Origin of the sequence: Robertmurraya korlensis NBRC 107688 (assembly GCF_001591645.1) — a bacterium.
Taxonomy (GTDB): Bacteria; Bacillota; Bacilli; order Bacillales; family Cytobacillaceae; genus Robertmurraya_A.
The window spans coordinates 106910-120635 of record NZ_BCVH01000001.1; the positions used below are offsets into that span (position 1 = coordinate 106910).

Here is a 13726-nt window from a genome sequence, read left to right on the forward strand (position 1 = left end):
ATGAGGTGACAGTGTGGCAAAAAATAAAAAGAAAAGAGATAAAAAAAATAAAGAAAGAAAAACAAAAATTGAGATAGAACAAGGTAGAACGGGTGGCCAAATAGCTTTGATGGGTTATGAGTATCAACTTGTTTATTCCTGCTATAGAGCATTAGAATTTTTGGATATGGAGAATAAAACCATAAAATTTGAAGGTATTGAGGATGTGGACACTTTTAACTCGACGTTGGAAGATAAAACAATCATAGAACATGTCCAATTAAAACATTCAAAAGACAAGCAAGATGCCAGTTTTTTTGATAGTATTTTATCTAATTTTTTAGAGGTATATTTAACAGATAAACAAAACACTAATAGCTATTTTAAATTAGTGTATGATATGGAGATTGCAAAAGGTAATTTTACGAAGTTAATTACTAACACTTTAAATAAGGAAGCTATCCAATTTTGGACAAATAAAATTGATAAGATAAAAGAAGAGAATTACCAATGGGATTGGAACAATTTCGATTTTGAAATTTTTATTAAGCAACTAAGATTTGAAAAACTAACTCAGAATGAATTAGAACAAAGAATTATTAGACTTATGATTAATAAATTCAACATAGATACAGGCAATGAGAGACTTTTTATTGACTCCTTATTTTATAGTGTATTCCAAGCAGCAAAGGATAGAAGGAAGATAACTCTTGAAACATTAAAACAAGTTGTTCAAAAAGTTAAAGATGATATAGCGAAGGGTAGTCAAAATCCAGCGTTTCATTGGTTTGAAAAGATAGACTTTGAAAAATATAAAACAATAAAAGAAAATTTTGAATATTATGAAGGTAAAAAAGCAACTCCTGCTGACATAGTAAAGGGTCTACCTATTAGAAGGGAAAATTTAGAAAAAGAAATAGAAGAATCTATTAGAGATAATAAAATCACGGTAATAAAATCTTCTAGTGGCCAAGGGAAAACCACATTAGCTTGGCAAGTAGCATTTAATTTATCTAAGGAATTCTCTGTCTATAAATTAAACTGGTGTAAGGATACTAAAGAAATTGATAATATAATTGAATATATAGAGTCAAGGGCAAAACTTGGAGAGAAAACATTAATTGTCTTGGATAATTTAGATGTTGATTTAAAGGAATGGAATAAACTTGCACAGTTATTAGAGGATAGGATTACATTAAACTATCGCCTATTAATCACTTCAAGAGAAGATGATTGGTACACATTCGCTGGAGATCAAAGCAACTTAGTTAATTTGAAAATTATTAATATAAACTTAAATAGAGAACAAGCAATAAAAATTTATGATAATTTAAAAGAAAAAAATAAGATTCATAACTCTGTTTTTAGTTGGCAATCTGCATGGGAAAAAGTTGAAAATAATCAAATTTTAATTGAATATGTCTACTTGTTAACGCATGGAGAGATGCTAGAAAACCGTCTTTCTCAACAATTGAAAACCATTAATTCAGAGGAAGACTCCTTAATTAAAATAGATATATTAAGAATAATTTCTTTTGCAGATGTTATAGGGATTAAAATAAGGAGTGACAAGTTAATACAAGAAATAACTGATGAAATAGACTTTAATCATGATATAAACGAAATACTTGAAAGTTTAGAGAATGAGTTTTTCTTAAAAACGAAAAAAGGTTCTTATGTTGAAGGATTGCACCCTGTTCGCTCACAACACATATCAGATAAATTACATTCGTTTTATCCAACTACAAAAACAATTATGAAATTACTAAACATAGTTGATGAAAGGTATATAGCAAAACTCTTCTCGCAAATTCCGCTCCATATCAATGTAGAACATGATGAGTTTTACCCATATATATCTAGGAAAATATCATTAAAACCTTATGCCATTATTGTAAAAACATTAGAGGGATTATTTTCAGGATCCGTGTTGAAATATTTTAATGAGAATAAGAGTTTCTTTAACAAAGCTGATGATCGAGGGGGATTACTACTCTTTTTAGTGGAGATTGGACCATGGACTACTATAAAAGACATGGGAAACAGAGTGAAAATGTTAAAAAATTTACAAGAGGTAATGCCAGAAAACGAAAATATAAAATATTTACTGAATTTGACCGAGGAAATAAGAGGTTTTAATATAGAGTCATCGGATATTTATGTATATGCATATTACTTATTTAATGAGTTATATGATAAGAGGTTAAAAAGAAATAAAGATAGATATAGTATCTTAGCTAGCTGGTTAGGTCGAATGAATAAGGAGTTTGATATTGTAACTACTCTAGATTTCGATGTGATTTGGGACAAGAGACAATTATGGAAATTTGAAGAATTATCATTATTAATGTATGAATATCACTCACTAAATCCTGCTCAATACAACCAGTTTATTGAGCGCCACAAAGAATCAATATTCAAATATTTAAAGGTAAATACAGACTCTCTTAATATATATGAATCGGGAGAAGATATTTTTATTGAATATCTATTAATTCCTCAAGAATTTGCAGAAGCTAATACTAGAAGTGTAAGTCGCATTAAAGCAGTTTGTCGGTTCTTGCCTATTTATAAGAAATATATTACTAATGGTATTAAACCAAAACTAGAATTATTAAGAGGATTAAATTTACTTGATGAATCTTATAAAGCTATGCCTATCGAGAATATAAAGTTAAGCTTCCATACAGATTTGACTACACTATGGAAAAATAGTATTTTATCCCATTTTGAATATCAATCTATCTATGAATGGCAAGAATATTGGATAAATATCCGTTCTAGTCTTATTAAATTTATGAAATTAAATATTAGCTTTTTAGAGCTTATTCTAAAGCAGCAAACTAAGTTGACCCCGGATGTAAGTGTTATAGATGAAGTAAGAATAGACTTAGTTAAATCATTAATAAAGGAAAAATTATTTCCACGAGAGAATAGACCTTTTGAGGATCCAACAGATTTAAAGGATGAAATCTCTAAAGTAAAGAATGGTTACGTTTCTTCAATAAAGAACTATATAGAAAATTATTTAAATATTGTGATGAAAAAAACAGAAAATAATGCTAGTAGTATTTCAATGTATAATTTAAAGGATGCAAAAGACAAATTAAGTGAAATGCAGCAAAGTTTTCGCAATATCTGTGAAAATACAACCTATTATTTTGAGTTAGATGAAATTGAGAAACAAGAAATACTATGGCTAGATAGATTAATAATCCTTAATGAGTTTTATTTGAATCATATACCTAGAAAAGGTGGATATTCTCGTTTAACTATTAATGATTGGCAAATGGGAAAGGAACTAGCCAATATACGATTAATAATAAAAAAAATTAATACGATATCTAAAGAGAGTAGTTTTAATTTTGTAATTCCCAAAAAGGTATATCGTGAGAAGAATCTAACTTACCTGCCAATTGGTGTGAAGGACGTGAATGTTTCAAATGAAGATGAAATGGGGAGACTTATTTTTACAATATTTGAATTAAATGATCTAGATGTGAACTATATTGAACTGATTTTTTTAAACAATAATTTTGAGATTGTCGGAAATGGAGTGAGAATTGCTACATCTTATTTAGATAAAAGTAAAGAAAACCTTTTGGCTGGAAGGGAAATTACAGAAGACAATATATTCACACCTCTTCCAATAGAAATTACCCAAAAACATTTAGAATGTTTTGAGGAAAATCTAAAAATATTGAGGATACCAGTTGAATACTCATTTAAGGGTTTAGATATATTTTTAACACTATTATGGAAATATCATCAATATCAAATTAACTTTAATAAGGATGATACTATTGAAAGCAATCACCTATTATCTATAAATAAGAAATTGTTAACAGAGGTAAACGCACAATTGTTAGAATTACAGGAATATTGCCCATCAAATTATATAGATAGACTGAATAGTCTCAAAAATGATGTTCTAGAGAATAAAGTACCATTTACTGATATCGAATTAAATGAATGGTTAAAAGAAATAAACGTAATGCAAATTATGTCTAAGTAAATACTGTTACAATATTATATCTGTACTCTCTATTCAAGTAGTTGTTAGGTTGTTGCAAAGAAATATTTAGATGAAGAAGCAGGGACCTAATAGGTTCCTGTTTTTTACGATTTTGGGAATTATATTGTTGAGGTTAAGATAGGGATACGATTGAAGTAATTGTATTTTCATTGATAAATGTAATATTAAGACCAGATGAAACGTTACATAGTATAACAAGTCTTAATATGAAAAATATATTAAATACAATATGTTGTAAAATTAAAAGGGATTTTAGTAAGTTATCACAGAAGTGGTCAAAAGCGGATTGATAAAGAGATAAAAAAGAAAAATACTAAATAACTTTGAAGCAGTGGGATAATTCCTTTTTAATAGAGAAGAAACTAATTATCCTTAAAAACCTGATTATTGCGGATGAAGAGAGCCACTTGTGCGGAGTTTTGTCCCATTGATTGCGTAAGATAGAGCCACTGTTTGCGGATAGGAGAGCCAACAATATACTAAGAACAACCTCTTTTATAATAAGAATTGCGAATCTTTACCCCCTTGGTTTTTTATCTAGAGCGGTTTTTCGTTGTAAATGACTTACATATTTAAGTAGTTCAGTGTAAACTGAAATTATGGTTGTCTGAATATTAAAAAAGGAGGGAACTTATGAAAAAGTATATTTGTAATGAGTGTGGAGGAGAATTTTCCAAAAATCAACTCGATTTAGAATTACTGGTAGATGGTGAGTCTTTCTGCAAAGGATGTGCTAGCAGCTTAATGGAAGCTGGAAGAGACTTTGTAGATCCTGATCATAATTTTGATTCGTATGAAGACTGGGACAAAAATGGACGTTAACTAAAATAACAGAAGTATTAAGAATAGACCTCAATTTATTTGGTTAAGATTTTTTATTATTTCTTTGCTTACTATACTGGGTGCTATAGTATATTCGCTTTCCGAAACAATCAATCTTTTTTTGAAAAAACAATCTTATATCTGCTCGATAAGAACCCATTTTGATCAATCTTTTGACAAATTGGGTTCTTATTACTTATTGTAGCATGTGTGTTTGGGACGTGCTTATGAACAAACCTCATTTATAAGCTACACAAGTGGCTCACTCACCCGCAGTCACTGGCTCTATTGTCCGCAAACGAGGGATTTAAACTCCGCACAACGGGCTCATTCTGTCCGCAATACTCAAAACCTGTATTTTATCATTATTGAATGTTGATATACTTAGATTAAGTAAATACTAAAACGAAAGTTGTTATCTCGAACATTATATTTAATATAAGGATTTTAGAAGTATTAGCTTAGATACATAGAGTCTAATATAAATGAGGTTTAGGTGATTAAATTGATAATAAATAGAGTATCTTATGCAGGCGAATTTTTAATTACAGTTTTACATAGGGGGATTGAAGACGAGGATTGCTCGTATGGAAGAAAAATTATTAAAGAAAAGATTAATCGAAATAATTTAATCTTTGAGCAATTCATAGTTAACGATGATATATTAAGGGATTTAGGCCAAATAATTACTATAGAAGAAGGTTTTTTAACACCCAAAGATGATTTAAATATCTATTCCAATAGTGTATGTGCAAAGATTACAAGATATGTTTCTGGAATAAAACCTAGTAAAGTTATTAAAACATTGGAAAATAGATTTGAGTTTAGATTGCCAATAGATATAATAATTCAAATAAATGAATTTATAAAAAAATATACGGGTATAGATATAAATAAGAATCCCATATTCTATGGTGATACATTCATATATGAACCGATTGCAGTTGATTTTTCTGAAAATGATAGGAACGGAATAACAATAAAAAACTTAGAAGTAAACTCTGAAGTCATTATCAAGTTTAAAAGAAATGGTTTAATAGTTCATTCTTGTAAAGAAATATGTGTAAATATAGCACAAGAATTAGAAATTAACTCGAATGTTGAATGGGCTTCTTTCGATATTGAAGTATATAAAAATAATGAATTGTTATATTTTAATTATGATATTTCTTATATGAAATCACTACATTTAAGTATGGGTGTAGTTAACCAACCTAAAAATGTAAGATTAAATCATTTATCATCATATTTTGAAATACCAACTGAACCTTCCATAACTGAGTCAATAATTGGTGAGAAACGTGATTTTATAGAAGAGCTTTATTCTAAATCTAATTTTGAAATGTCACGACAAATACAGAATGTACAGGAAGAGGGCAATATTACATTTATTAAACCCGGTGAGACAAGTTTAGCTCTTAAAATGATAACAAACTTTCTGAATAATCATTATAAAGAGCTATGGATATATGACCCTTACTTTACAGATAAAAGTAGATTTAATAAAACACTAGATTGGTTAAGGATTTTTATTGAACTTTCTAATCATAAGATAAATATTGTTTATTACTGTAAAGATGAGGACAAAGCATTTAATTTTAATTCTATAAGAGAAGCACTTCTGCAGGACAAAGTATTAAATAGAACTTTACATAATAAAACATTAAATTGGACTTTTATAGAAACAAAATCACCTATTCATGACAGATTTATTTTTGGTGAGGGAAATGACAATCAATTTTCTGGATTAACGATTGGGACTTCTTTAAATTCTGTTGATACTAATCACTTTTGTATAAATTATATCAATCATACATCCACTAAGAGTATTTTATATGAACTAAACAATTATTTAAACGAAGGTAATATAGAAGGTCAGTGTACTATTTGAGGAGTAGAAATTAATGGATAATATATTGCTTCAGAATCTAGCTGATATGTTAGTTGATAACTGGGAGAAAAGAGAGGGAGATATTAAAAAGCGTTTAAATTCATTGCTAAGAAAAAAGTCTAATAAAAGAGTTATTTTAGAGCTATCTAAAGCAATCGAAAGTAGAGAGGTTCTGGACAAGAATAAAGCTGTACTAGTGACAACACTCACGTTAATTCGTAGGAACTTAGATTGTAAAAAGGAAGTAGGAGAATTATTAAAAAAATATAATATGATTAATTTACTATATGGTGGATTAATAAAATTATTAAATGGAAGATCTGATACGTTTAAAATTCAAATTAGCTGGAACCATAATACTTTTGAGAATAAATATGAGTTTATTGATAGATTTCCAGTTCCTGAACATTGGAGATTTATAGATTTGATAATAACTGTATCAATTTTAATTGAAGAGAAGGTTGAAAAATTTGAATCTGTTTTGATTAAGGACCATACGGATTTATTATTATTAAACTATATACATGGGGTAGAGAATTGGAATATAAGTGAAGCATTTATAAATAACCTATTAAAAGATGAAACAAATGCATTAAGAAGAAGTATAGGATTTTATCTTTTAATACAACCTATTGAACGACTTTTTTCAACCCCTTTAGAAACAAATCGAGAAAAATCAAATTTTAAAAATAAAATAAAGAGTTTTATAAGAGTGTTTGAAAACGTTCCATTACAAGTTCAAGCTGAATTGTTAATTAATTATTTCATCACAAATAAGAGAGTGAAAAGTATACCTGCTTTTTTAGCTAAACAAATGGTTAAGATGAATTTGACGGATTGTCTGGTATTAGAAATCAAATCTAACAAGGTAAGGACTCTTGATGATATTTATATTTTGTTGTTTATTATAAAATCAATTAGAATTAAGTCACAAGGCGATAAATCTTATAAAAACACCTTATATGATGCTTTACTAAAAAAAATAATATTATTTATTGAAGAGAATAAAGGTATATATATTTGGGATAAAAACACAGAGAATCTATTTGCTGAGATTTATAAGATGTTCCCCAAACGATTTAAAAATAGATTAGAAAAAAGTATCGTAAAGACAAGTGAAAGTTTAATGATATCAAGACTAGATGAACTGGTTAGGTTTAATTTATTCATAAATGATAGTAATAGGGCCAAAGTGATTAACGGAATGGCCAATACTATACAATCTGTTAAATCTAAATAAGTATATTTAAATTGATAAAGGAATATCACATATGCGCTTTTTAGATATTCCTTTTGATTTGTACGGATCAATTATTAAATAATTGTGTATCTATACACGAATAATTACATAGTTTATTAAAGACCTATTTCAGCTTCACCATGGTGAACCGTACCATGAGTTAGATAATAGAATAATTAATATATAGGTAAACACCACTACATCAATATATATCTGCCATCACCATCCAAGCCATGTTGAAGGTGTTGCTAACTTAATACTGAATATAGATAGAAAAGGGTACCCCAGATACTGAGGTACCCTTAATCTTTATTTAAAACACTTTCGTAGTCCAATCCTCACAATTCCAAATATCAGTCGCAATTTCACGATAGAAATCAGGTTCGTGTGATACCATCAAGATACTTCCGCGATATGCCTTTAAAGCACGCTTCAATTCTTCTTTTGCATCCACATCCAAGTGATTGGTAGGTTCGTCTAGAATTAATAAATTCGTTTCTGTGTTTAGAATTTTACACAATCTAACTTTGGCTTTTTCGCCACCAGAAAGGACTTCGACTTTACTTTCAATATGTTTCGTCGTTAGTCCACATTTTGCAAGAGCAGCACGGACTTCAGCCTGATTCATACTTGGGAACTCGCTCCAAATCTCTTCAATACAAGTGTTGTAGTTGGACTGTTTCACTTCCTGCTCGAAGTACCCGATGTGTTGATATTCCCCACGTTCCACTTTACCCGAAATCGGATTAATCAACCCAAGAATACTTTTTAAAAGAGTAGACTTCCCAATACCGTTTGCACCAACGAATGCAATTTTTTGTCCGCGTTCCATTTTTAGATTCAGAGGGCGAGAAAGTGGTTCGTTGTAACCAATAACAAGATCTTCAGTCTCGAAAATCCAACGACTAGCTGTGCGAGCTTCTTTGAAATGAAACTCTGGCTTCGGCTTCTCTTTCCCCAATTCAATAACTTCCATTTTGTCGAGCTTCTTTTGACGGGACATCGCCATATTACGAGTCGCAACACTTGCCTTGTTACGAGCAACGAAATCTTTCAAATCAGCAATTTCTTGTTGTTGACGCTTGTAAGCAGACTCTAGCTGTTGCTTCTTCATTTCATATATTTTTAAGAAGTTATCATAGTCCCCAACATAGCGATTCAACTCTTGGTTTTCCATATGATAGATCAAGTTAACCACATTGTTCAAGAATGGAATATCATGTGAAATCAAGATAAATGCATTCTCATATTCTTGTAAATAGCGCTTCAGCCATTCGATATGCTGTTCATCCAAATAGTTCGTAGGCTCGTCTAGTAATAGGATTTCAGGTTTTTCTAACAAAAGCTTAGCTAGCAAAACTTTCGTACGTTGCCCACCACTAAGATCATTTACATCTCGATCGAGTCCAACATCGTCTAATCCTAGCCCACGAGCAACTTCCTCAACTTTTGAATTAATTTGATAGAAATCATTACTATCTAACGTTTCTTGTAGCTCACCAACTTCTGCAAGTAATGCATCGATATCTGCACCTTCATCACCCATTTTTGCATAAAGTTCATTAATTTCTGCTTCAGCATCAAAAAGATATTGAAAAGCAGTACTCAACGCGTCACGCATCGTAGTACCTTTTTGAAGTACAGCATGCTGATCTAAATAACCAACACGAACTTTTCGTGACCACTCTACTTTCCCCTCATCGGGTTGCAACTTCCCAGTAACAATATTCATAAAAGTAGACTTACCCTCACCATTAGCCCCAACTAGGCCAACATGTTCGCCTTTTAATAGTCGAAAAGACACATCGTTAAAAATTGCACGATCACCGAAACCATGACTTAAATTTTGTACGTTTAATACGCTCATTTTTTTAACCCCTTATCTAATGCACATGTGGATATCTTACTAGATTTAGACTAGATTTTCTATCTTGAGTTTATCTTTTTTGTAAAATGTTTACGAATTTTTGCCTAAATTGAAGTCTGCCCCTTCGTTACTATAAGAGGGTATTGTATTATATTTACTTTTGCGTATATACATTGGCTAAGAGACTATTATACTACCGAGCAAGAAAGAAAGATATGAGTATTCCTATGTGGGAATAAATATAGAAAAAAATAGAAAAAATTGGTTGAATTCTAACTAGAATTTTTTGAAGCAATGTAAACTTATCAACATCCCATCATGTATTCGTTTAACTGACTTTATAAAGGGTATTTTATGTTGGATTATTATCATATGAAAAGTAGTTTAGGTTTAATAATATAAAAAGGAAGGGATCTTATGAAACAGCTCTATATAAAACAGAAAATATTAGTCTAAGTGATAAATTTACAGTTAAGGATGAGCAGGAGAAGGATGTTTATTACGTGGAGGGGAGTTTTATGAAAATACCAAAGACTTTCTCCATTATGAATGCAACAAGAGATGAAGTAGCGCTCATTACGAAGAAGGTATTTAGCATCTTACCAAAATTTTTTGTTGAGGTGAATGGGCGAGAGGTATTAACGATTAAGAAAGAGTTTTCATTCTTTAAGGCACGCTAAAGAATTGATGCTGCAGGTATTGAAGTCGATGGTAATTGGTAGGATATGGAATTTCAGGTATCGCAGAATGGTAATGTCATAGGGAAAGTGAGCAAGGAGTGGTTCACTTGGGGAGATAGCTACAAAGTTCAAATAATCGATGAAAAGATGGAAACCATCATGATTGCTCTTGTTGTGGCAATTGATTGTGTGAAGGCCGATCAAGCAGCTGCATCCTCCGCAGCAACGACATAACCTAGAGGTACACAATATATCAGGTGAAGAATTTTAAAATATTCTTAGCTTGAATTGGGAAGGAAATCTATTCGTCTCATTTTTGGAAGAGGTTGTTTTATTTATTGGTTGCAGCTAAACTTGCGGCTTTTAGTATTAAGGTGAATGTACCAGTAAGTGAGGTTTATTAGAAGTTCCCGTATAGCGATTTAATTCAATCTATCAGTAAAAGGCTTGTCATAAATAGTGTAATGTCATTAGAGTCTTTGGCTTCTGTTGACTTTAAAATCTAATGGAAACAAGTATCCCCCTTATATTTTGTAAGGGGGATTTTAGGCTTTTCTATGATATTTTTTATTTAATTGCTTTGCTCACTTTTAACTTCTTACCTTTGATAGTCGCATTCTCCATGGCTTGTAAAACTAGTGAGCCCTTGCCATTCAAAATATCAACATAGGACATTTGATCATGGATGGTTATAATGCCGATATCCTCTGCTGTGACTCCAGGAATTTTTGCGATCGTTCCAACAAAATCTACAGCACGGATTTTCTTCTTTTTACCACCGTTGAAATGGAGTTTTATAATATCATGGTTGATTCGGGCTGTTTTATTATTTCTTACAACCCGCCTGCCGCTAAGTTTTTCTTCGAAAGCAGCTTTTTCACCAGCCACTTCCAGATGGCTGGGAGCTTCTCTAGTAGGTATCTCAAAGCCGATGTATCTTTCAATGGCTTTAATGAATTTTCCTTCAAAAGGTGTCGAAAACGTAATGGCCTTTCCTTTGTTTCCAGCGCGGCCTGTTCTTCCGGTTCGGTGTACATAGCTCTCTTTTTCCATAGGAACGTCATAGTTGATGACAAGTTTCACATTATCTATATCAATACCTCTAGCAGCTACATCGGTGGCCACCAGATAGCGGAAGTTCCCCAATTTGAAACCTTCCATAACAGCAAACCGGTCTTCTTGTTCTAGTCCCCCATGGAGCCTCTCGCAAGGATATCCGGCTCTATCTAATTCACTATACAAAGTATCAACGTGTTCTTTGGTCCGGCAGAAAATCAGGCAACTGTCTGGATTTTCTACAACCGTGACATCTTTAAGGAGTGAGATCTTTTCTTCTTCTCTTACTTCAATTAAAGAATGTTCAATGGTATCGGCCGTTACCCCAGTTGATTCAATTTCAATCTGAATAGGATCTTTCATATATTTATGGCAAAGATTTTCAACATCTTTAGGCAGAGTTGCAGAAAAAACCATTGTTACTCGGTTTGAAGGCAGCTCTTTGATGATCGCTTCCACTTCATCAATGAATCCTCTATTAAGCATCTCATCAGCTTCATCTATGATAAGATACTTTATTTGATCCAAATATAGGGTTTCTCGTTCAATGTGGTCCATGACCCGTCCAGGCGTACCAACGACTACATGAGTTTTTTGTTTCAATTCCTCTTTTTGTTTCGTAAAAGGTTCTTTTCCATAGACGGCCACTGCTTTAATCCGTTTAAACCTTCCAATATTCGTTATATCTTCGCGGACTTGAACCGCAAGCTCCCTAGTTGGGGTAAGAATTAAGACCTGTGGATTTTTTTCCTCCCATTCAATCATATCGGAAACAGGAATACCAAAGGAGGCAGTCTTCCCACTTCCTGTTTGTGCTTTTACGACAAGATCTTGATTTTCCATTGCTAAGGGTATGACTTCTCTTTGTACTTCTGTTGGAGTTTCGTATTTTAACACAGCTAGTGCTCTTTTTATTTCTTCGCTTACATGATAGTCCGCAAAACTTCTTTTACTCATTTTTAAACCTCGTTTTTTGTTTTTTCGTCATATGTATAGAATTCTCTCCAAGAATTATTATATCCATTATCTGAATATAGTTCATTATACTTAAAAGTCTAGGGCAAAACGGCTTTTATTATTATTTTTTAAAAGTAACAGATAAGGATGCGTTATTGATCTTAGATATCTTGAGTGAAAAAATAGAACAATAACAATTCACTATGCCTGCTTGATGAATTTACTGAAAATTGGGTATTATTAAACTAACACAGGGACGGGAGGCAGGATTATTGGTACAAAAAGTGAATGTTTCTTTGAGGGAGCAGTCTTTCTACATTAATCGTATGCAAGGGGACCAACCTTCGATGACCAATCATCACATCCACCAGGATTATGAAATTTATTACTTACTTGAAGGGGAAAGGATCTATCACATAAATGGAAAAGAATACTACATAAAGAAACACCATTTGGTTTTTATTGATAAGAATCTACTCCATAAGACATTGGTTCACCGCAAGGATAACAATGTATACGACCGTATCGTCATTAATTTTAGGGACAGTTTTTTGGAGGCAAGCGCAGTTCACCTTTTAAAGCAGCTTTTTGAAAATGGCCCTCATATTCTTCACATTCCTCCATGCAAAAGAGAAGGGATCCACAGTAATCTTGCCACTCAACTCAAGGAGTATCAGCTAAGCCAAACCGATAAAGATATATATCTGAAGTCCCTCTTAACACAACTTCTGGTTGAAAGCGTCAGACTGCTGGAATCTCCGAAAACTGACAGAAATTTCAGTAATATCCAAAGTGGGAGTAAAATCGATATAGAAGCCATGATTACGTTTATTAACGGTGAGTATTCAAATGATATGTCCCTTCGTGTTTTGTCGCAGAAGTTTCATTTAAATGAACAGTATATAAGTAAATTATTTAAAAAGTATACGGGTTGCAGCTTTATCGACTATCTGAATGCGATTCGAATCAATGAAGCTAAGAGATTATTAAATGAATCCAATCTCAAAGTGAACCTGATTGCGAAGAAGGTTGGGTACTCCAATAACGTTCATTTTTGGCGTGTTTTTAAAAAGATTACAGGTCTCTCCCCAATTGAATATCGAAGCCACCATCAAGAACAGAAAAACAGCAACAGTTAACCATTTAACCTAAATGAATGATTAAAATGTAAACGTTAACATAGTGGGAATACAAAATG

At 31.7% G+C, this 13726-nt stretch carries 7 protein-coding genes and 1 pseudogene; 6 read left to right on the top strand and 2 right to left on the bottom strand.

Going from position 1 to position 13726, the window contains the following annotated elements; genetic code table 11:
- Window positions 1-13: 13 nt before the first annotated feature.
- The 4 genes from BKO01S_RS00525 to BKO01S_RS00540 all read left to right on the top strand — a co-directional run bounded on the left by BKO01S_RS00525 (window position 14) and on the right by BKO01S_RS00540 (window position 7968).
- On the top strand, window positions 14-3994 hold the full coding sequence (locus BKO01S_RS00525; protein WP_066047306.1) for a P-loop NTPase: 3981 nt from the start codon (window positions 14-16) through the stop codon (window positions 3992-3994).
- A gap of 654 nt (window positions 3995-4648) precedes the next feature.
- Window positions 4649-4837 (top strand): hypothetical protein, encoded by a 189-nt coding sequence (locus BKO01S_RS00530; protein ID WP_063255066.1) that lies wholly within the window; start codon window positions 4649-4651, stop codon window positions 4835-4837.
- 496 nt (window positions 4838-5333) lie between these two features.
- Window positions 5334-6728: a hypothetical protein gene (locus tag BKO01S_RS00535; protein WP_157077250.1), complete on the top strand. Its 1395-nt coding sequence runs from the start codon at window positions 5334-5336 to the stop codon at window positions 6726-6728.
- Window positions 6729-6741: 13 nt separating this feature from the next.
- A complete protein-coding gene (locus tag BKO01S_RS00540; protein WP_066047311.1) occupies window positions 6742-7968 on the top strand; it encodes a hypothetical protein in 1227 nt (408 codons plus the stop codon).
- Between the two features lie 313 nt (window positions 7969-8281).
- Here the strand turns inward: BKO01S_RS00540 and BKO01S_RS00545 are convergent, their stop codons facing one another.
- Window positions 8282-9835 (bottom strand): ABC-F family ATP-binding cassette domain-containing protein, encoded by a 1554-nt coding sequence (locus tag BKO01S_RS00545; RefSeq protein ID WP_066047314.1) that lies wholly within the window; start codon window positions 9833-9835, stop codon window positions 8282-8284.
- A 417-nt stretch (window positions 9836-10252) separates the two neighbouring features.
- Between BKO01S_RS00545 and BKO01S_RS24750 the strand changes: the two are divergent.
- Window positions 10253-10749: pseudogene (locus BKO01S_RS24750) on the top strand (LURP-one-related/scramblase family protein).
- A 333-nt stretch (window positions 10750-11082) separates the two neighbouring features.
- Here the strand turns inward: BKO01S_RS24750 and BKO01S_RS00555 are convergent.
- Entirely contained in the window at window positions 11083-12528 is a 1446-nt protein-coding gene (locus BKO01S_RS00555) for a DEAD/DEAH box helicase (RefSeq protein ID WP_066047318.1), read from the bottom strand.
- A gap of 272 nt (window positions 12529-12800) precedes the next feature.
- Between BKO01S_RS00555 and BKO01S_RS00560 the strand changes: the two genes are divergently transcribed.
- Window positions 12801-13667, top strand: a complete 867-nt coding sequence (locus BKO01S_RS00560; RefSeq protein ID WP_066047321.1) for an AraC family transcriptional regulator — start codon at window positions 12801-12803, stop codon at window positions 13665-13667.
- Window positions 13668-13726: the final 59 nt, after the last annotated feature.

Bases quoted from the DNA above. Each gene is read 5' to 3' on its own strand.
- BKO01S_RS00530 (WP_063255066.1), top strand. From the start codon at position 4,649: ATGAAAAAGTATATTTGTAATGAGTGTGGAGGAGAATTTTCCAAAAAT.
- BKO01S_RS00540 (WP_066047311.1), top strand. From the start codon at position 6,742: ATGGATAATATATTGCTTCAGAATCTAGCTGATATGTTAGTTGATAAC.
- BKO01S_RS00545 (WP_066047314.1), bottom strand. From the start codon at position 9,835: ATGAGCGTATTAAACGTACAAAATTTAAGTCATGGTTTCGGTGATCGT.
- BKO01S_RS00555 (WP_066047318.1), bottom strand. From the start codon at position 12,528: ATGAGTAAAAGAAGTTTTGCGGACTATCATGTAAGCGAAGAAATAAAA.